This is a genomic window from Saccharicrinis fermentans DSM 9555 = JCM 21142, assembly GCF_000517085.1.
GTDB lineage: Bacteria > Bacteroidota > Bacteroidia > Bacteroidales > Marinilabiliaceae > Saccharicrinis > Saccharicrinis fermentans.
In genome coordinates, this window is record NZ_KI912107.1 from 4,305,162 (window position 1) to 4,326,948 (window position 21,787).

Annotated in this window: 14 protein-coding genes and 1 pseudogene; 7 read left to right on the forward strand and 8 right to left on the reverse strand. The window is 36.4% G+C overall.

Annotated features, from left to right (window positions below; genetic code table 11):
- Nucleotides 1–20: 20 nt before the first annotated feature.
- The 3 genes from CYTFE_RS0117525 to CYTFE_RS0117535 form a co-directional block, all read right to left on the reverse strand.
- The gene (locus CYTFE_RS0117525; RefSeq protein ID WP_027472869.1) at nucleotides 21–563 is read right to left on the reverse strand and encodes a 30S ribosomal protein S16; all 543 of its coding nucleotides are present in this window, start codon (nucleotides 561–563) and stop codon (nucleotides 21–23) included.
- A 145-nt stretch (nucleotides 564–708) separates the two neighbouring features.
- Entirely contained in the window at nucleotides 709–1,506 is a 798-nt protein-coding gene (locus CYTFE_RS0117530; protein WP_027472870.1) for an HAD family hydrolase, read from the reverse strand.
- Nucleotides 1,493–2,560, reverse strand: a complete 1,068-nt coding sequence (locus CYTFE_RS0117535) for a DUF3810 domain-containing protein (RefSeq protein WP_044212312.1) — start codon at nucleotides 2,558–2,560, stop codon at nucleotides 1,493–1,495. The genes CYTFE_RS0117530 and CYTFE_RS0117535 overlap by 14 nt, the downstream gene beginning before the upstream one ends.
- Here CYTFE_RS0117535 and CYTFE_RS0117540 point away from each other — a divergent pair.
- On the forward strand, nucleotides 2,545–3,990 hold the full coding sequence (locus CYTFE_RS0117540) for a UDP-N-acetylmuramate--L-alanine ligase (protein ID WP_235208057.1): 1,446 nt from the start codon (nucleotides 2,545–2,547) through the stop codon (nucleotides 3,988–3,990). The genes CYTFE_RS0117535 and CYTFE_RS0117540 overlap by 16 nt on opposite strands.
- Before the next feature lie 388 nt (nucleotides 3,991–4,378).
- On the opposite strand, the gene CYTFE_RS28935 is transcribed toward CYTFE_RS0117540, so the two are convergent.
- Nucleotides 4,379–5,374, reverse strand: coding sequence for a hypothetical protein (locus CYTFE_RS28935; protein ID WP_052522113.1), 996 nt, complete (start codon nucleotides 5,372–5,374; stop codon nucleotides 4,379–4,381).
- 1,771 nt (nucleotides 5,375–7,145) lie between these two features.
- On the opposite strand from CYTFE_RS28935, the gene CYTFE_RS28940 reads away from it, so the two are divergent.
- The gene (locus tag CYTFE_RS28940) at nucleotides 7,146–8,036 is read left to right on the forward strand and encodes a hypothetical protein (RefSeq protein ID WP_052343269.1); all 891 of its coding nucleotides are present in this window, start codon (nucleotides 7,146–7,148) and stop codon (nucleotides 8,034–8,036) included.
- A 118-nt stretch (nucleotides 8,037–8,154) separates the two neighbouring features.
- Nucleotides 8,155–11,508, forward strand: coding sequence for an RHS repeat protein (locus tag CYTFE_RS0117560; RefSeq protein WP_027472874.1), 3,354 nt, complete (start codon nucleotides 8,155–8,157; stop codon nucleotides 11,506–11,508).
- 942 nt (nucleotides 11,509–12,450) lie between these two features.
- Here CYTFE_RS0117560 and tnpC read toward each other — a convergent pair.
- From tnpC to tnpA, 3 genes are all read right to left on the reverse strand, one after another.
- The gene (gene tnpC / locus CYTFE_RS0117570; protein WP_044262892.1) at nucleotides 12,451–14,130 is read right to left on the reverse strand and encodes an IS66 family transposase; all 1,680 of its coding nucleotides are present in this window, start codon (nucleotides 14,128–14,130) and stop codon (nucleotides 12,451–12,453) included.
- 102 nt (nucleotides 14,131–14,232) lie between these two features.
- Nucleotides 14,233–14,559: an IS66 family insertion sequence element accessory protein TnpB gene (gene tnpB, locus CYTFE_RS0117575; protein WP_027472877.1), complete on the reverse strand. Its 327-nt coding sequence runs from the start codon at nucleotides 14,557–14,559 to the stop codon at nucleotides 14,233–14,235.
- Between the two features lie 5 nt (nucleotides 14,560–14,564).
- Entirely contained in the window at nucleotides 14,565–14,915 is a 351-nt protein-coding gene (gene tnpA, locus CYTFE_RS0117580; RefSeq protein WP_027472601.1) for an IS66 family insertion sequence element accessory protein TnpA, read from the reverse strand.
- 1,043 nt (nucleotides 14,916–15,958) lie between these two features.
- Between tnpA and CYTFE_RS28945 the strand changes: the two genes are divergently transcribed.
- Complete coding sequence (locus CYTFE_RS28945) at nucleotides 15,959–17,056, forward strand: hypothetical protein (RefSeq protein ID WP_052343270.1); 1,098 nt, start codon at nucleotides 15,959–15,961, stop codon at nucleotides 17,054–17,056.
- On the opposite strand, the pseudogene CYTFE_RS0117590 reads toward CYTFE_RS28945, so the two are convergent.
- Nucleotides 17,045–18,433 (reverse strand): annotated as a pseudogene (locus CYTFE_RS0117590) (IS701 family transposase). The gene CYTFE_RS28945 and the pseudogene CYTFE_RS0117590 overlap by 12 nt on opposite strands.
- Nucleotides 18,434–18,729: 296 nt before the next feature.
- On the opposite strand from CYTFE_RS0117590, the gene CYTFE_RS28950 reads away from it, so the two are divergent.
- The 3 genes from CYTFE_RS28950 to CYTFE_RS28960 are packed head-to-tail and all read left to right on the forward strand — an operon-like array spanning nucleotide 18,730 to nucleotide 21,718.
- Entirely contained in the window at nucleotides 18,730–19,950 is a 1,221-nt protein-coding gene (locus tag CYTFE_RS28950; RefSeq protein WP_152541898.1) for a hypothetical protein, read from the forward strand.
- Nucleotides 19,947–20,969 carry a hypothetical protein gene (locus tag CYTFE_RS28955; RefSeq protein WP_052343272.1) on the forward strand — a complete coding sequence of 341 codons (1,023 nt, stop codon included), beginning with the start codon at nucleotides 19,947–19,949 and terminating at the stop codon, nucleotides 20,967–20,969. Before CYTFE_RS28950 ends, CYTFE_RS28955 begins: the two co-directional genes overlap by 4 nt.
- Nucleotides 20,970–20,974: 5 nt before the next feature.
- Nucleotides 20,975–21,718, forward strand: coding sequence for a hypothetical protein (locus CYTFE_RS28960; protein WP_052343273.1), 744 nt, complete (start codon nucleotides 20,975–20,977; stop codon nucleotides 21,716–21,718).
- Nucleotides 21,719–21,787 lie beyond the last annotated feature (69 nt).

The window sequence follows — 21,787 nt, forward strand, 5'->3', positions numbered from 1 at the left end:
AGATTATTAAGATCGTTTGCTTATTCAGCAGCTGGTTCTTCTGCAGCTTCTTCACCTTCAGCACTTGCTTCTGGTGCTTTAGCAGCCTCAGCTTCTGCAGCCAATTCCGACTTTCTTTTAGCAATTGCCTCAGCTCTTTCAGCATTAATTTTAGCTTCACGCTCAAATTGCTCTTTAGCTTCGTCTGCAGCTTTTCCTGCAAGTCCGTCAACTTTTGCCTGAACTTTAGCTTCTTTCTCAGTCAACCAAGCTTGAAATCTCTTTTCAGCTTCAGCCTCATCAAAAGCGCCTTTTTTAACACCTTCAAGCAAGTGTTTTTTCATCATAACCCCTTTGTACGACAAGATTGCTCTTGCTGTATCAGTAGGTTGAGCTCCGTTACTTAACCAAGTTAAGGCTTTGTCGAAGTTCAAGTCGATAGTAGCAGGATTGGTATTTGGATTATAAGATCCAATACGCTCAATGTACTTACCATCACGTGGTGATCTGCTATCAGCTACCACAATGTGGTAGAAAGCATGCCTTTTACGTCCGTGTCTTGCTAGTCTAATTTTTACTGGCATGTGTTTAAATTTTATTTGTTTAACAAATGATGCAAAAACTCTGTTTTGCGGCTGCAAATGTAAGTAATATTTTTATAATAACAACATGTTCTTTTCTTTAATATTAAGTAGTTAGGCACCACCTCTACCTAAAAGCTACCCATAGCTATATCTTCTTCAACACAATTTCTTCAATCACCTTTATTACACCATCGCGGTCGTTGCTTGGGGCCTTGAAGCGAGCTACCTGTTGAACATCATCATGGGCATTCTCCATGGCATAACTATGATGCGCCATTTGCAGCATTTCTATATCATTATGAAAATCACCAAAAGCCATGGTCTCCTCCTTACTGATTCCAAGCTGTTCTTGCAGGTATTTAACTGCGGCCCCTTTATTAATACCCAGTGGCATTAAATCAATCCAAACATTACTCGATTTAGCAACCACATACTTATCCTGAAAGACGTCCCAGGCTTTTCCACTATTCAACTGCCATGTTTTGGCATCGAACGCCGCGATTTTCAGAACTTTCTCCTCCAGTTCATCCGTATTGTTCACCACTTTTAATGTAGGATAATACCTTTTGGCCTCAGCTATAAAATAAGGATCGTCCGATTCGGTATAGGGCCTATCCTGAGTACAAATCACCAGATACACATCTTCTAATGAACGTCCCAAAGCCGCAATTTCAGCCACCTCATCATGCGCAAACGCCTTCATCACCACAGGTTCAGGGCGCGTACCAATGTAAGCACCATTATCTCCAATAAGAATCATATCATGCTCCATATGTTCAAACTGCGGCAACAAGGTATAATAAGGTCTGCCACTGGCTACCACAAATCGAATACCCAGACGCCTTAATTGCTTATAGGTAGCTTCAAATTTAGGAGACAATTCATGGTTGGAGTTCAATAAAGTACCATCCATGTCTGCTACAATTAGTTTAATCTGCACCATATATTAATGTTTTTTGAAGTGTATAGTCAATAATCAACTGCACAACACCGTTGTAATCGTCAATCCCCTCTTTAATATTATTCGATTTTAAATAAGCATCATTCACCTTAGAAGCAGCTTTGTCTATTTCAGCATTTCGCCAGTGACGCCAATGCTTATGCTGACTTTTAATATCTTCCACCACTTCGGGTCTGATCTGTTTGATAAGCTCCGCCCTCGTTTCTAGGTGCTTAGATTGATACAAAAAGTAATCCAAGGCATATAACCAACCCGAATATTGCACAAAAGGTTCATCACTATTCACGCAAATGATCCACCCATAAAAACTAGCTTCAGCTTCGCTGGTAACACCCAGTTGATGAGACCTCTCATGAGCAGTCACCACCGGTATATCCCAGGCGGTTAAATATCTATTGATATGTATCTCATTAAAGAACGGTCCAAAATACCCAAGTATGGTAGCTTTCGCAAAAAAATCACTAAAGGTAACGTACTTTGCGCTCCACCTGGGCATGCGACGAGGCAAATGAAGATAGGCAGCCATCTGCCGGTAAGATTTCTCCAACGCAATATTACCTGTCTCCCTCTCAAAGAAAGCGGTAGAAGTATAACTCTTATTGGTATGATCTATAACCTGCTTGAATACCGAAATGAATACCGAATCATTGGCCACACTTTGACTTAACTGAAAACGCTGATGGGCTGGCTCACGATAATAGTTAAAACCCCACAAACAGTAAAATAAAACATAAATCATTGCCCCTGTTTGAAAAACAAAGAGCAAATACTTCCATAACTTTAACTTGCGAAAAACAACCATACACAAGCCAATCAAAAGAAAAAGTACAAGAGTCACATAAAAAACATCATCCAAAGAAAAGGGTACCCATGCAGAAACACTAGATAACACATAAGCGATAGATGGATAAATACCATGAGAATAAACTTCTTCGGTATAAGCCGCATTATTTTTAAAAAATACTTGCAACAGCACCGTCACAGCCAGCAATATAAATGCGATTGTTTTTTTTATGTAGGATGGTTTTACTTGCATTTGGTTATATTTGTTATTATTTGTTGGATATACCAACTTATAAGCTAATCAACAAAGATAGAAATATTACTATGCATATTCATTTTATTGCCATTGGAGGTGCAGCTATGCACAACTTGGCTATCGCATTACATAAAAAAGGGTATCAGGTGACTGGATCAGACGATGAAATTTTTGATCCCTCACGCAGTCGCTTAAATCAATACGGCCTATTGCCCCCTGAATATGGTTGGTTTCCCCATAAAATCAATCAGGATATTGACGTTATAATATTAGGAATGCATGCCCGAAAAGATAATCCGGAACTATTGAAGGCACAGGAACTTCAACTAAAAGTATATTCTTATCCGGAATATTTATACGAACAATGCAAAGATAAAAAACGCATTGTTATTGGAGGTAGCCATGGAAAAACAACCATCACTTCGATGGTGATGCATGTGCTCAAGAAACTCGATTATCAATTCGATTATATGGTAGGCGCACAGATTGAAGGTTTTGATACCATGGTTCAGCTATCGCACGATGCCCCTATTGCTATTTTTGAAGGAGATGAGTACTTGTCTTCTCCCATTGATCTACGTCCTAAGTTCCATTGGTACAAACCTCATGTGGCCTTATTGACTGGAGTAGCTTGGGATCATATTAATGTATTCCCTACTTGGGAGAATTATGTGGAGCAGTTTAAAATATTTGCAGATTCATTATCAAAAAATGCAACTTTCATTTGGTATACCATGGATAAAGAGCTACAAGATATCTCCCAAGACCTGCGAAAAGATATCAAAAGCCTGGCCTATAAAGAATTGCCTGCACAATTGAAAAATGGAAAATCGATAGTCACATTTAACAACACTAGCTATGAGCTGTCAGTCTTTGGAGCCCATAACCTTCAGAATATAAATGGTGCCAGAATGATATGTGCAGAATTGGGTATCAATGATAATGATTTTTTTGAGTGTATATCCTCATTTAAAGGTGCTGCCAAGAGGCTACAAACACTAAAGGAGAAAAAGAATACAGCTGTATTTCTTGATTTTGCCCATTCACCATCGAAACTAAAAGCTACCGTTGAAGCTGTAAAACTTCAGTATCCCGAAAGAAAATTGGTGGCCTGTATGGAGTTACACACCTTTAGTAGTCTCAACAAAGATTTTTTACCCCAATACAAAGACACGATGGCCGCGGCCGATGTAGCCTACGTATATTTTAATCCGGAGGTACTTAAACACAAACATCTTCCTGCAATAAACCAGACCCTGGTCCATGATGCATTTGGCACAAACAATGTAAGTGTTTTCTCCAATACAACTGAACTACAAAAATTATTACTCCAGTCAACATGGGAAAATACCAATCTTTTGTTTATGAGTTCTGGTAATTTTTCAGGCATTGACTTTGTTGATTTCTCAGAAAAAATTTTGAAGTAAAGTTGGCTTAAACCAGAAGGACTTTACATCAACCCCACGCTTTCACACGAACAATGCCGTTGATTGGACAACCAATTAACTTTCATTTTATACTTTTCTACTAATACATTGTGAATAAGATAAAACAACAAAAACCCGGCAATGACCGGGTTTTTGTTTTATATGGTTAAAAAGGGCATTTTGTTTCTTTTTTTCAACTCACCATAGCGGTGCTATGCCTCGTCTCAGAAAAGTCTGCTTTTATTGCCATTTCAACCCTCATAACGAAGTTCTAATACATATTTCTTCAAGTTACAAAAGTTTCAGACCAATCGGCCTGACAGGGTAGAATAAAACCTACAATATTCTATGAAGTTCAGGCTGCCTTGTTACAGTTGTGTTATCGCTTTTATTTTTTCTTTAGGGAATTTAGTTTATTCTCAAGTTGTTTAATTTTTACTTGCTGAATTTGGTTTAATTTATTCTGCTCAATAATATATAGGGTTAGTTCTTCAATTTTCTGCAATAATTTGGCATCCATTTCTCCGAGATTAATGCCTTTTTCTAAAACTTCTGATTCTTTTGGTATGTCTGGAAGGTGTTTATTTTTTAAGATAAATTGTTCTGTTTCTTCGAGACTCATTAACTCATATTCATTTGTAAAAACAAAATCTGACCAACCACTTGCTTCCACTTGAATTTCTCTTGCGCCAATTGAACCTTCAACAGCAAATCTATGAGGACCTGTTTCTTCTGTTCCTAATCCTAGGTTACCAGACTTTAAAGTCATATAAACTTTATTTCCATTCCCCCATGATTGTATATTATTATATGGATCTCTTTCCCACCACGTCCTCGTATCAGTCCCTGGGGATAGATACGAGGCATCAATCGAAATACCATTATGCAATCGAGTAGATAACCAATCAGAGCCTTGAAAATCTCTTTTTAACCAAATATTATTCATAACTGTATTTCCTACTCCACACTTTCCAGAAATACGAATCAATAGTTTTGTATCATTCAAATTAGAACCTAATTCTTGACTTTCATATAAATGTAGTTTTGCAGCAGGTTCATTAGTTCCTATTCCAAGCTTATTATTAATTGTGACAATATTTAAGAAACTTGCAGTTCCATTTACTTGAAACAAATATGCAGGATCCATTGTTCCGACTCCTATTTTTCCTTGTGAGGTTATTGTCAATGCATTAGTCCAAGTATTACTGTTATGCCTTGCGTCAATATTTAAAAGAGTTTTACCTCCTGGGTCAGAATTATAAATTTTATGACCAAAACCATTTTCATAACTAGATGTAAACCATTCTATCTTTTTATTTGCTGAAGAATTAAACTCCAATTTATCACCTTTTAGAGTTTGACTATTTATTTTTATTATATTCATAAAAATTAGAGCTAATAATGTTATCGTTCTCATTTCGTATATTGTTTCATATTGTTGTCCGGTTATTTGGCGTATTATTAATCTTTCTTATTTGATCATACTTATGTACAATATCAGCATTTTTGTTTTTCAAAAATACCCCTCTAATTTGAAATATTCATAAAAAAGTGAGTATATTCCTAAAAATTGTTGAAACATTAGTAACTCCAGGGATGCGCACAACATTTCTCTTCTATGCTAATAGAAAAAAAGATTCTGAAAAAAATAAATTTTTGGTAAGTATTAAAAATAGGCTGTAGTTCAACTTGGAATGATCGCTGTATCTTGCAGACCCCTAATATACCTTCGGGTAACTACTCAGTAAGCAAAAACCAAATATAAGTAACATGGTTTCCTTGCGTTATTTGTTTCTGAGTTGAAAAAGTGTGATTGAAAATGAGTTCCCGCAAGGGTTAGCCAATGCCGTGTTGGTGTCAGATTCATTAAGTGCACATTTGAAAACAAGAGCCTACACACAATTGTTGTGCCTGGATCAGGTGTTCTGAGAACCTAACGACTTTATTGAAGTTACAGAAAATAAATGACCTGTTCAGATGAAAGAATTGTTCATGAAAGCCATCGACTTCAAAAAGAATTTATGTCAATCTCATTATTTATAGTCCTTAAAGATGCGGGATGAAATATTGCAGGAGTTTCAAAAATTATTGGATTCTTCACCAAAAATTTACCTTAAAAAGCTGGCTGCCTTTCATAAAATAATGGTCAAGTGGAAAAACAGTGTGTTTACCTTTTTGTTTTTCTCCGAAGTACTCTTTGATACCTGGGTTGTTACCATTTTATTACACGAATGATATTCAATAATTTTCAACCCTTGATTCGCATTTATATTATACCTGTAGAGTGATTATATGAAAAGCCAGGCTTTGAAGTGAATTTAACCTTGCAGTAAATCATTTAACTATTCTTAACTCGACCTGATATATTAATGTTTTTTTGTATTATTATTATTTTTTACGTTATTTGTGTCGAACAAAATAAATCTCTTTTGTTAAAAAATAATGAAGGTTCTTTTCATATAATTAAATCAACTATACTTTAAGCTCCAGAATGAAATATTTTAACCAAACTATATTTTTTTTACCGAAATATTTTCCGAAAGTTTTTTGTTAGATTATATTTTCTATTGGTTTCAAGTGTAATTTACAGTAGACTGTTTTGTGGTGAAGTAGAGGTTGTTTTTTTGTAGATTGCCTATTTGTTGAATTGGATTTAACTAATTAATGTATTCTGTTCATAGAGGTGTTTTGTGTCGTGTTTTCATGTTTGAATGTTATCCTATAAAATAGTGTATGCAATATTGATGTAGTTATAGCAACTATATTTCATGCTAAAGTTGTATGCAGAACGTATATTGTTGTTATGATTTTATTGTCTTTTTAGAAATTAAAGGTCAAGAGTTTGGATGAGTACTGGATAATATAGGATCTAATCCAGGCTAGAGAGTTGTTGTAATACTTGATGCTAATCGTATTGATAGATATGATGGAGTTGCAATAATTGGTTAAGCAGTTGATGATAATCGTAATTGTGGGATATAATTTATAAACTGTTTCAGATTTTAGCATGAATATTAAATTCTCTGAAATTTTAAAAATGACTTGGTTCAGAATGTTAATAGAGCTATAATAAAGTATTGATTGAAGAAAAAAGACATGGGAAATAGTCAGGAATAAGTTTTTTATAAGATTAGGACTTGATAATATTTAAAAATATGAGAAGCATTATTGTACTTTTTTTTATTGGATTTATTGGAGGGAATACGTTGGCGCAGACGCTTGAAAATGGGAAGGTTGTAGAGTATGATTTGCCAGAAGAGGACTGTGCCGAAGGCGTTTTTTATATAGGAAAATTCTATCTTGGAGCATATGAACTATCTGCCAATATCGAAGGATATGATGCGAATTACAATGGATGGAAAATTTTAATTGGAAGAAGGTGGGGGAGGAGTGTTTCTTTAAATGAATTGTATAATAATGTTGGTGGTACTTTTTACTATTTATTGGAAGGTAATTTACATTTTCATCTTTGGTGGAAGAGTGAATATAAAAACATTCATAAGGGGTGGATTCCACATATTAAAGCAGAATATCAAAAAGGAGGCATCCTTATTGATGCGGAAGAGCCTGATAATTTAAGTAATGCAATTAAATTAGCAAGTGTTATTGGTCAGAGATCAACCAGGGTAGAAATGACGGAATTAAGAGTTAGTGGACTTATACAAGCCGAAGAAATCCTTGTTGAAGCCAATGGTAATACTGCCGACTTTGTTTTCGATAAAAACTATCAATTGCGAGATCTTTCCGAAGTAGAAACCTTTATCAACGCTAACAAACGATTACCCGGAATACCATCTGCTGCACAAATGGAAGAACAAGGTGTTAATTTGGCGGAGATGAATAAGTTACTCCTACAGAAGGTGGAGGAGTTGACGCTTTATGCTATTAAAAAGGAGAAAAGGATTGAAAAGATTGAAGAGGAACGTATAAAGAACAAGGGGGAAATGGAGGTCTTAAATAAGGCTTTGAAGGAAGAGCGGAGAGTAAGAATTAAATTGGAAGAGAGGATAGTGAGATTGGAAGAGTTATTACTAAAGGATGAATAAGTGTTGTAAATTTAATATGTTCATATATAGGGATATGTGTTTTTATATAAATATCTTAGGTATTAATATGTATTAACGAAAAAAATAAATATTACAAACTCTTAAATCTATATTTTCTATGGAAAATAAAAACATTGTTCTATTTTTTTTGATTATAAACATCTTTGCAGGCATAACTGCACAAGACGACATATTAGAAATTAAGCGACATCTGGAACCTATAGAGCCTTCTGCTGCGGGTATAGCCACATATGGTACTTACCCTGTTAACTATAGCACAGGATTACCTTCAATTGAAATACCTCTTTATACGATAAGGGCGGGTGATATCGAAGTTCCGATTAAGCTGAGTTATCATGGAGGTGGAATAAAGGTTAGCCAAGAAGCTTCCTGGGTTGGATTGGGATGGGACTTGTTTTACGGAGGTCAAATCACAAGAGAGGTGAACGGTTATCCAGATGAACCGAGCCAAAACTGGTCTATCCCGGATATTAACGAAGTGGTTGATTATTTGGAGAATGTAAATTCTGACGACAACCTATACTTGGACAATATTTCAGGTGAGAAATCACCAGCTTATTCTTTCCTCCGCGATGTCTTCCATTTTAATCTAGCGGGGTATAATGGATCTTTTGTTTATAATAACTTTGGCGAAAAAATGCAGATACCGTTTGGTAATTATTTATTTCAGAAACAGTCGGGAAATGATATTATCGTTGCCCCTAACGGAATTAGATACCTATTTAATGACGATGGTGTTGATAGAACATCTGTTTATCCTATTCATGCAGGCATTCCAGAATATATCTCAACGTGGCATGTTAAAGAGATAATAGGTCAGGGAACAGATGATCGGATCTCCTATGTTTACCAACCCGACGGGAGCATCACGACCAAAACATTTGGGTATAGCCAAGGTAAATCTGTTATGAAATATGAATGCTCAAAGTATAACATACTGCCGAAGGAAACACTTATATCTTTTAAAAAAAGTGTTTCCAACCAAATGGTTAAGGCCCAAAAACCATACCAGATTACATTTCCTAACGGAAGGGTCACGTTTATACTTGAACAAAGAAAGGATATTGAAGCATATTCGCCCATTAGTGCGAGTGCGGTGCCTCCATTAAGACGTTTAAAGCAAATCCTTATAGAAAATAAAATTGGAAATGATTATATCCCACATCATAGTTTTGATTTTCATTATTCATATTTTTATACTTCCTCTCCTGATTCGGAACAAATAGACCAGTTACGTCTTAAATTGGATAGTGTTTCAAAATTGGCATATGGATCAGGAGACACCGAAAAAGAAGTCACTTCTTTTGTTTATTCAGGAGATTACTGTCCCGATAAAAATAGCTTTTCAAAGGATTACTGGGGGTATTACAACGGTGTGAACAATATGTCACCTATTCCGGGCACAGTTGGTTTTCAGTCCAGATATGTTGATGAAAGTTCATCAAAATTCGGTAGTCTGTTGCAGATTATTTATCCGACAGGTGGGCGGACGGTTTTTGAATGGGAGTCTAACAGGTACGGTGAAGAAGATCCTATAGTTGTTGAAAAAAATGCGCAAGACGTTTCAATGACAACAGGTTATCCCGAAGGATTAAGTTGTGAGGATGGAGATATTCTATTGCCAATTGATAGCGTTGTAAAATTCCCTGGCAGTGATTTCTACTTGTTTACAGCAAGGTATTCTCAATCAATTGATGTTACATATAGCATTCAACGTAAAATTGACTACAATAATCAGCACAATAAATATGATCAGGCTGAAATTGAGATCAGTGACTTGACAGAGGGGAGGACATTAATATCCGCAACAAGGGAAGCCAATGATTTTACAAGAACGAGAACTGTGAATATTATTAAAGGGCATAAATATTACTTTCGTGTTAGTTCCAATTGCCATAACATCAAAAGTAGTATCTACTTTAGTTATGCTGGGAATGACTATTTTGATGATAAGTATAATTACCCAATAGGTGGGTTAAGAATCAAGAATATTGTGAATCGTGATACCAATGGTGCGAAGATTAACGAACAAAATTTCACTTATCTCATTCCCAATACAAATAAGTCAAGTGGGATGCTCAACAACTTAAGAACTTTAACGTTTACCTCGAGTAGACATGATGTACGGGTGGAGCCAGACTATTCAGAATCAGATTTAGATAATCCGTCGGTTATACCCGGATGTAGACTGGCGGTAAATACAACTATCCTCAGTCACAGTAACCCGATAAGCGGCTTGTATTCGAATTGTGTTAATTACCAATATGTTCAGGTTTTTAATAAAGATTCAGAAGGGAATAACACTGGATATGTAAACTATGAGTTTGATATATGTAAAGATAAGTATATAGGTGAAGAATACCCTATTGTTTCCAATAGTTGGAAGAGGGGACAATTAATACGGGAAACTATTTACAAGAATAATGAAGGTGTTTACGATTCGGTTAAAATGATATCAAACTATTATAGTATAGATCTCCGACAAAATTCCAAATCGTCTAGTTTTAGGCTGATAAAAGACGGTTCGGTCGAAGGAAAATGTAATGGTTGCTCAGCTTTTTATACGGCATATAAGCATCCGGTACAGTTTGACTATATTTCGGGCTGGAAGCATCTTGATAGTACAGTGGTAACCAATATTTATGAAGATGGCAACCTTGTTGTTCGTAACTATAGTTATTATGACAATCCAAATTATTCTTTCCCGGGAAGAACAAAGACAATAGATAGCCAAGGGGCAACCAAGGAAACCATATGGAAATATCCTTTGGATTACACGAACGGATTTGCAATGTTATACGAGGACGACAATGCCAACCTGAGTATAATGCAGGATATGGTAGGAAAGAACATGGTAGATCGTCCTGTTGAGGTAGTCCGTAAATCGGGAGGCAGCCTCAAAGAATCTTTATTTTACGTTTTTGCCAAGCATAACGAGAACATAAATGTTCGGGATATTTTCAAAAAGGACTTACAGAACAGTTCAATTAACGGAGATAACCAGATTCAGTACCCTAGCTTGCCCGAGCTTTGCGTCCAGTATTTCTTTAATGGTAAAACGAGGCAGATCGAGTTGAAAACAGGGGAGCTAGTTTCGTATTATTGGGGGCACGGTTCATCTTATGTTATGGCTAAGATGGATAATCTAAAATCGACGGTAATCGATAATGACCCAATGCTAAAAGAATATCTCGACCAATTAGAAACTTTCGGTGAAATTAATATTTCAAACAAGTCTGACTTGACTGATCTCAACAACGACATCAGGAATGCTTTGCCTGATGGTGCGTCAATTACCACCTACACTTATATTCCTTTGGTGGGTATGACCTCACAAACCGACCCTAATGGGCGAACAATATATTACTGTTACGACGGTTTTGGCAGGCTAATAAACTTGCGCGACCAAGACTGGAACATCATAAAAAAAATAGAATATAATTATCACTAGTGTCTATTAAGAATTATCTATGCAAAATATCTCCAAGAACTACTCGGTTTGTTGACTATAGAGTTGCAACAGAAATAGTAAGACATAGTTCTAAGTGCAAATTTTAGTGGGCAATCTATATTTAATTAAGTGTTAGGGTTTGTTAATAGTGCTTGGCTGTAAGACAGTTAGATAATATGTTTATTGATGTTGCATAAAAAATATTAATATATTATTGTTTTGTAGTTATGTTGTTTATCGTTTTTGAAGGTTATCATTTGACTCGCGAAAGTGATATTAGATTTGCTTGCCGATGCCTATAAATATCTTATATAGGGTTAAGCTGTTTGGTTGGTAAGATGCAGTATCTTTTCTGAGGTAAATAAATGACAGGGTAGTAAGGTTTTTTAGGACATCTACATGAATGTGTATAAGAAATATTTGTCAAGTATAGTAGATAGCTGCTTTAGCGACGTAGAATTAAAGCAACCTTATATCAAAGATTTAACAATCATAACCCTTTTTTTTAAGAATATCCTAAGCAGTTGGCAATTAGCAAGAAGGAGAGGTGTTGAAGTAAACACCATAATAAAAGCAAGCGAAAATGTACCTTGCTTGGTGTGAATGGATAGCGAAGCAGGAAAGACAGAAGAGTATTTTTCTAAATGAGGTTATGAATTTGCATTCAAGTTTAATCATTACATTTGAAAAAGCATGTGTTGATTATTCACGTTATGAAGCATTTTTGAGAAACATATATGCTATGTGACCCTATTGAGTTTAATGCTTAATATAAGTCAAAGGAGGAATTTGATATTTCAGATGATGCCGACTCTGGTGTGGCAAAAGGGTAAATATGCGGTCTGCTACATATTGCAAAGTAAAAAAATGCTCCAATCCGGATGTCGATTGGAGCGTTGGAAATCTCTAAGTTTTACTGGAATCTTTTGGAATTAATCGAAATTAGTGGGTGTTTTTTGGAATATTCTGACAACTATTAGACTTTTTCCAATTGTGCGGCAAAAGATCAGCCAAGTCTAAATCATAATTGCTGTTGTATAACGCAATCTTAGAAAATACATCTGTAAGCCATTCGCGAGGATTTACATCACTGGCTTTGCAGCATCCCAGTAGTGAGTACATAATTGCTGCATTTTCTGCGGCATCATGGTTGCCACAAAACAGATAGCCTTTTCTTCCAACAGCTACCGGCCTAATTGCATTTTCAGCTCCGTTGTTGTCAGGCAGATATCGGCCATCAAGATGATAGCGAGACAGACGTAAGAAAAGATTGTATGTATAAGCCAGCGCCTTACTCATCTTTCCTCCTTGTAGCGCTTTGGGGTAATAGCCTTCGATCCATTTTTCAAAAGCACGCATGATTGGATAAGCCAAGCGCTTTCGTAGTTCAGCTCTTTGCTTGTAATTCATGTTCTGATCGGTGGCCATTTGCTCAACTTGATAGATTTTAGCAATTTGTGCCAATGCGTATTCAGCCCCCGTTTTGTCTTCTTTTAGACTTTCGGAGAATTTCCTGCGCGCATGAGCCCAACAACCCAGAAGCAAAACACCTTTCTTTTGCTCATAGATTGAATATGCCTGATATCCATCGGTTTGAAGAGCTCCCTGAAAATCCTTTAATAAAGGAAGTATCACTTTTTGTGCTCGGGAGCCTTTGTCGTAGTGAAAGAAAACCAAGTTATTCATTACTGATCGAACCATCCACAGATAAGCCTTTTGTGCTTTGTGCTTTTCGTTGCTAATAACCGAAATGGTACTTTCGTCAACCTGAATATAATCAGATTTTAGAACAATTTCTTTTAAACGTGCATAAAGAGCTCTTAGTAAATCACAGCTTCCTTGAAACCAACCATTAATGGTGGATGCAGGTAATTTTATACCAATCATTTTGAACATGGCCATTTGGCGATTAAAAGGCTGGTGGAAATAATATTTATTCATCATCAGCTCGCTCAATAAAGAAGGCCCTGCATTGCTGCGTGGCAAAGGCAATAATGGCATTGAACCAATACGGATAGCTGATGCTTCTTCGGTGTTTTGATCTGTAGCAATATCCGGTGATACTGATTCTTGCTTTACTGCATATTTAGGACGTTCTATACGACGTACATATACCTCTCCGGGCTTGTGTTCGAGTATTTCTGTTACTTCTTCGCCAATACGCACCCAGTTATCTTGTTTACCTTCCGGTTCAATAACTTCTACCTCTCGTCTAAGGTGGTCAGGAAGTGGTTGACGAACTGGCCTCTGCTTGTTTTTTACAGGCTTGCGGCGCTCATATTCGATAAGCTCTTTTTCTGCGTTTTCAATGATAGCTTTCTCTTCTGCAACGACCTCCAGTCCGTCCCAATCGATCTTTCGTTGATCGGGATCTTCGGCAATATGCTTTTCACTAGAATTGCCAAAAAACTTATGGCGAAACCAAGCAAGCTGGTCGATCAGCTTTTTAATTTGCTGCTCTTTTTTAGCGACTATAGCCTCTAATTTTTTGTTTTTAGCTTCCAAAGTGTCCAGAACCCTATTGTCATTTTTTCGCAAGCGGGAAAGCTCCTGAAACATCTCGTCACGTTCCTGGAGAAGCTCCTGTATTAACACATCTTTATTGCTTGAAAAATCGCTCATTTATCACTGCTTAATTACGAGCTTAAAGATAGTAAAATCAAGGCTTATAGCCAATTTTATCGATCTAAAAATCCTAAAAAATTGCTTCTTTTTGTCACCTCTTTAAAAGCCTTTTTTTGGCTTCACATTCTGTACAATCAACATTAAATCGTGCCAACTTATAATGTGAGATGTGAGGCTTTCATCAAATGCAGGAAGTTTGAAAACACCACTGTCGAGCTTCTTATGGTAAATTACCAACCCGCCGTGTTCTAGATGAAGTATTTTCATGGTGGTCAGCCTACGGTTGACAAATATAAAAACTTCACCGTCCTGAACATTACGCTTCATTAAGGAGCTTACAATGCCGCTGAGTGTGTAAAAGCTTTTACGCATATCCACTGGTGCCGGATATAGAAAGTATTTAAGTTTATCGTGTAAATGAAACATCAGACTTAATCAAATAAGTGAACAATTGTTTTTAATACTTGCGTGTTTATATTATCCCTTAGTAGCATCTTGGTGCCATTGGGAAATACGAATTCAATGGGAGCATCATTGTTTAAAGTAGGCTTACTCTTGATGATAGATGGACTCGATTGGTTATTCGTCGTTAACGGATTACTGTCAAATTCTAGTGGAACAAAGCTATCTGGCTCATGTGCTAATGCCTCTTCCAATTTATTTCGCCAATAGTAAAAAGTGGAAGGAGCCAAATCTTGGTTGGTACAGAAATCTTTTATGTTCAAACCTGATTCCTGGTAATCCTTATACAAACGCTTAAATGTTGTTAATGTCATTCTCATTTTTTGCCATCAAAGAAACAGCTCTAGTATGAAGGTCGCAATATGTGAAAGACCGAAGACTTACGCAAAAGGTGAAGAAGTAGTTCTTTATTAGGGAAAGAACAAAGCGCAGGAACAAAAGGTAAGACGGAGTGCTTAGGGAACAAAGAAAACGCAGATGAAATAAAGATGTGGGAGACAATGTTGGCCGACTTATTAATTACGTTTGTAAAGAGCAAAGTTGGGTCTGTTAAAAAACATGGTGTCTACCATAAGGTGGCAACTGATGAGTTACATCAACAAATATGTTTTTATTGATAATTCTGAAATAATATAATTTCAAAATTATGGACAGAGTTGAGTTTACAGTGTCTAACAATGTAAAATATTATTATATATTTTCATAATACAAATCATCTAATTTAAAGTTGTTTAGTTAGTCTATGAGATGATTAATTTGGTTTATTTATGTTTTTTAACTTTATTTGTACTGAATCAAATAATCAATTATATTATCACAATAAACTTTTATTTTTTACTAATCAAACTTAACTGAAAACCACACTTTAATCCAATGATACTTCTATACTTGAATATCTTTTGTAACTTTTCTAACCGATTATATTTTTCATTCACTTCAAGCTTGTTATATAAACGATTCTCTTGTTTTAACTTAAAGGCTGAACGAATATGTTCTATGTAATTACTGAATCGATTTTTTACAAAAAAATACCTATACTGTTAGGAAGTATTTTTGTATTATGTTTTTGATCTATATGCAAACTAATATACAATAATCTTGGAGCTATAATTTTAAGCGAAGGCTGTACGCCAGAGACCATTGTATTTGACTTGACTATTTTAAAAGTAGGGATGAGATACATTTTACGGATATTGTTCCTTCATGATCAAGTGATTGCTGTTGTCCAACTCTTGATTATAAATAAAAAATAGAGTATATAAAGACGGAATGTCAGGAGCTAATACTTAAGGGATATGCGATCATGATTGCAAATTGTACCGATTAAATACTTACTTAAATATTAATTCGTATAAATATAAATATGAGAAGAATATTAACACTCTTGGTGTTTGGAGTTATAGGCTCCTCAGTTTTGGGACAGACCAATATAAAAGATGAGAACAATACTACTACTCCCATTTATATTAAGAATGAAAATGTTGGAATTGGTATTTCTGATCCTATTGCCAAATTTGAGATTTATAATTCATTATCAGCAGCTGGTGTGCCAGGCTTTGTTTTAAATAACACATATGCAAATAAAGGTTCAGAACCTGAAGATAATAGACCTTTTGTTATTAGAAGGTTTCATTATGATAGTGAATCATTGAGAACGTATCTTCAAGATGCTAAACTTCACTTCTTATATCAAAATGATGAGTCCGTTGGCTGTATTGAGTTTCGGATTAAAAATACCGATACTGAATATGGTGGTGGAGCAAAGGCTAATGATTTGGCAATATTAAAATTGGTCTCTAATAGTGTAGGAGGACATTTAGCATTTGCAGGCGGTGTACGCATGAAAGGTTCTTTCTCACCCGATGAGGCGTACTATAAAAATGATAATTATATCTCTTTTGGAGACCCGGGAACTTCAGAAGATTTTATAGGTTATAAATCGAATACATTCTATTTTAAAGACTGTATTGGAGGTGGGGATAAATCTGACCCAAGTATTGTTGTTGGTGGGAATATAACTTCTGAGAAGGGGATTTATGCTTCAAGCCTCGAAATCGCAGGAATCGTCCGGGCAGAAGAAATTCTTGTTGAAGCCAACGGTCAAACCGCCGACTTTGTATTCTCCGACTCCTATCAACTCCGCAACCTCTCCGAATTGGAAAACTACATACTTACCCATAAACACTTACCGGATATTCCAAGTGCCACAGAAATGGAAGAACAAGGTGTGAATTTGGTGGAGATGAATAAGCTGCTGTTACAGAAGGTAGAGGAGTTGACTTTGTACCAAATTGCAAAAAATAAAGAGGTTCGTGAGTTGAAGGATGCTAGGAATAAAGAGAAAAAGGAGCGGGAGAAGTTGGAGAATGAACTGGTAATTCAAGGTGAAAAGCTAAACGAATTGGACGCACTGATTAAAAGACTTATTACTAATTCTACTTTAACAGATTTATTGCTTTGAATAACAGAGGTCTATGTCACGCTGTCGCTTTTCATGTCGCTGCTGCAGTTTTTCCAGCATCCGTTCATCGGTCATTTCACGATAAAATTTGTATACCATAAAATCCATAATGTCTCTTGCCGACAACAATGGGACTTCGTCTTGATTCAATAGTTTTTCTTTCAGCATAAAGCTGCCCACCATTAAGTTGAGGGCTACTTGGTGATGCCATGACAGCCATTTGCGGGTTTGGAACTGATCCAAGCCTACTATCTGTTTTTGCTCTTTGAAGCTATGCTCAATGAAAAAGCGTTGTGCCTGCATGTATGCCAGCGCCTGATGCGTGTATTGAGCAAGTTCTGCGTTAGTGAACGAATATTTTATTTCTACTCCCTGCTTTGTCTTTCTTTTCGAAATGACCAGCAACCGTTTCTCAACAATGTTCTGAACCTTATCCCAAATGTAAACTGTCTTAAAATGGAACAATCCCTTCAGCTTTCCCTTGGCAGAATCACGAATGTCAAGCTTTTTCCAGTCCTTGTTTGTAAGCGTTTCTATATATTCGTTAGCGTTTACCGATGGGGTGCTTGCCTTCGGCCTTTTGGGTGGGCGCCCACGATTGCTCTTTCGCTCTGGAATATGTAGTTCTGGTTTTTCAAGGTGGATTTTTTGATCGCTATGAATGTCAAGCATGTACACCAAACCCATATCCTCAACCGAACGGGTAAACGCAAGGTCATTGCCATAAAGTCCATCCCCCCCAACGTAATCGAACTCGATACCCATTTCCAGTTGGTGCTTCACAATATCTGTAGCCAGCTCCGGTTTTGTCTTGAAAACCCTGTCCTCTTTGGGGATGCCAGCAGTTTCACACCTGGCGTTGTTAGTACACCATGACCTTGGAAGGTACAGTCTCGTGTCGACCAACGCTGCATATTTGTCCGTGCACAAGCAACCAAAAACTGCAACCTGCGAGTTTGCAGTCTTCCCAACGTTCCCGCAATACTGGTGATCAACACCAATGCTTTTGTCACCTTTTTTCACCCATCCGCTTTCGTCTATGAGTAATCCTTTTAATTTTGGTTTGGGAGTGATTGGTCTACCTGATTTGCTATTTGGTCGATGACAGCTCTTGCATCCCAATTGGATTCGGTGATAAAATGCTGCATCTTATGGTAGTCTGCGTTTAATGTCTCAGTGATGCGTTCGATGTTTTTCAAATCGCTTAAAGCTAGACCTTCGACGTATTGAGTAGCTTTGTCGAAGTTGGATTTTGTTCTATTTTTAAAATGGTGCTGAAATTCAGATAAATACACTTCAAGTCGGTTGTTGACCGCTAGCAGTGTTTTACCATTATTCGTATATTTTTTTAAGTTTTTCGCCCGTTACCCATTGCAAACTTGAGTTTTGTTCTTTGTTTCAATTGCAATATACTAATTTACTGTTTATTACGAAAGAAAAACAATACTAAATTATCGTTTTTTCAGTGATCATTTTAATCTGTTAAAGTAGAACTAAGTAAGAAGTTGAAATAGATTTTAAATGTTTAGGTGAAATACATTGATCAAACCATATTGCTATTCTTGTGCAATTCTGGCGAATTTTTTATTCGCATCAAGTATATGATACAAAAAAGAGTGTTTAATTGTGATGAATCAGTCGTGTAAGTGTTTGGTGCTTATTTAATAATGATTATGATGAAAAAAATTAGCCTATTTGGTGTAATGATCTTATTGAATCTTAGTGTATGGGGGCAGCAGGAAAAATTAAATGGACTTGTTCAAATTGAAATGGCCAATTCAATTGATAATAGCTCGCCTGGGATTACAGTAAGATTAAATGATGATTTTTTATATGATGGTAAATATCTAAATAATTATGGTTTTGGTTTTCATGATTTTAGAGATAACAGCAGTGCGTTAAATGGAAGAAATGCCTATCTGTCAGGTTTTTTCGGTATTGATTTTTTTACAGAATGTAAGAATAGGTTACGAGTTAATACAAATGGAAATATTGGAATAGGAACAGTTAACCCATCTGAACGATTAGATATTGTTGGAAATTTGAAAACAAAAAGAGTGGCCCTGTTTGAATGGTTTAATTCTAGTTTAGGTCATACTAATTCATCTGTTGCTTTAAATGGAATTCGTCAAAATGGTGTTTGGAAACTATATGGGGATGGGGCTCGATCGTCTATCGGATTAATCAACATGGATATCTTCTCTAACATTCGTTTTATTTCTCATCATGATGATACCTATAAAGGTGGCAAAACAATGACCGACAAAGAACTTATTGACAGAAATACTAAAATGATTATTGACGCAGGCGGTAATGTTGGTATTGGGACTAATAATCCCATAGCTAAGTTTGAAGTTAATGGAGATATTGCAATGTCTCGAACCTATAGATTCAAGTTTCTAGAGAAAGAAAATGGTGATGATCGAGCGTATATCCGTTCATCCGATGGTGAGAATGGCGAAGCTTTTAATTCGTTAATTTTCGCAGCAGGAGCTGGTATAGAGCGATTATTTATAAATGGAAACACTGGGAAAATCGGAATTGGTAAAAATCAACCAGAATATGAACTCGATGTTGCCGGAACCATTCGGGCAGAAGAAATTCTTGTTGAAGCCAACGGGCAAACGGCCGACTTTGTATTCTCCGACTCCTATCAACTTCGCAACCTCTCCGAAGTAGAAAACTACATCTTAATTCACAAACACTTACCAGATATCCCAAGTGCCACCGAAATGGAGGAACAAGGTGTGAATTTGGCAGAGATGAATAAGTTGTTGTTGCAGAAGGTGGAGGAGTTGACTTTACACTTAATTGAGAAAGATAAAGAGTTGCAAAATGTCAAAGAAGATCTTCAAAAAATCAAACAAATTATAACATCAAACAACATAAAATGAAATGCTTATTTGTACCATTATTATTGTCAATAAATTTCACAATAGTACTACATGCACAGGAGTTTGAATGGAATGTTAAAAATACAGGCAGTAAGGCTGGAGAACGAATAGTTGCAGTTTTAGATGCGGGCACAATCGGGAGATATACTGGTGTTGCAATAATTGGGCAGATAGTTGACAATAATGGTAATTGGGGGTATAATCTTCCCTCTGTCTCAGATTTTAAACTTTATGTCAGGTTTTCAGGAGGACTTGCATATGATTTAGTGCAAAATGAAAAGACTTCAAAAATCATACTTGGATTAAGAAAGATAACCGATTCTAAGATTCACTTAATTGCTAATTGTCCGTATAATCATATGGCAATGAGAATTAATCTCATAAAAGTTGCAGGAGGAGTCGATATTACGTTGGGAGATCCGGATTCTGTTGTTGTTGAAGGTGAACAGCTTATGTCAGAACCAAGATATGAAATAGACAATTTATATGTTGATGGATCTGGAAATGTATCCATTGGCAACACTTCCCCGCAAGCGAAACTGCATGTATCAGGAGATATCCTTGCAGAAGAAATCCGTGTAGAAGACATTGCTGCCAATAACCTTAACCTTGCCGGCAACCTAGCCGCCAACAATATCATCGTTACCGCTAACGGTGAAACCGCCGACTTTGTATTTGCAGATGATTATCACCTAGCTCCTCTCTCCGAAGTAGAAAACTACATTCTTACCCATAAACACTTACCAGGTATCCCAAATGCTATCCAAATGGAGGAACAAGGTGTGAATTTGGCAGAGATGAATAAACTGTTGTTACAGAAGGTGGAGGAGCTTGTGCTGTACCAAATTACTAAAGAAAAAGAAGTAAAACGATTAGAGGCAGAAATCGAAAGTCTGGAAGAAGAAAAAAGAAAGGGAAAAGAGAAATTGGACGAAGTATTGAGCAAAGGACAAAGAGCAAGGAAGGAAATGGTAAAAAGACTTGCCAAATTAGAAAAAATTATATTAAGCAATAAATAGAAAAAATGAGGAAATTATTTACACTATTATGTATTGTCACTGCAACAATAAACGTCTTAGGTCAATCAGAAACACTTGACAAAATAATTTGGCTTAACTCAGACGGTTCAGATAATACAGATCCGACCTATCTCTATAGAAATGATGATTCAAAAGATGCCGCTACGCTTAAACTTAGAATGGGTGATGAATCAAGTTCTCTTTTTGAGGTTGGATATAATTACTATTTAGAAAGTTATAAATGGTATAGAAATTTTTCAATAACAGGTTCTGGGATTGGATATTTTCGCACAAAGCTAGGTATTGGCACAACCTCACCGCAAGCGAAACTTCACGTATCAGGAGATATCCTTGCAGAAGAAATCCGTGTAGAAGACATTGCTGCCAATAACCTTAACCTTGCCGGCAACCTAGCCGCCAACAATATCATCGTTACCGCTAACGGTGAAACCGCTGACTTTGTATTTGCAGATGATTATTACCTAGCTCCTCTCTCCGAAGTGGAAAACTACATTCTTACCCATAAACACTTACCGGATATACCTAGTGCTACCCAAATGGAAGAGCAAGGTGTGAATTTGGCGGAGATGAATAAACTGTTGTTGCAGAAGGTGGAGGAGTTGACGCTTTATGCAATAGAGTTAGACAACGCGAAAAGCAAGGAACAAAAAGAAAGGGAGAATCTAGAAGAAAGGCTAGAAAGGTTGGAGATTGTGTTGTTAAACAGTCGAGCGGTTGATTGTAAATAGGTAGTATTCGGGCTACATTACAGTGTTTGAAGATCAGTTAAAGGAACCCAGAGAGTAGGAAAATTTGCT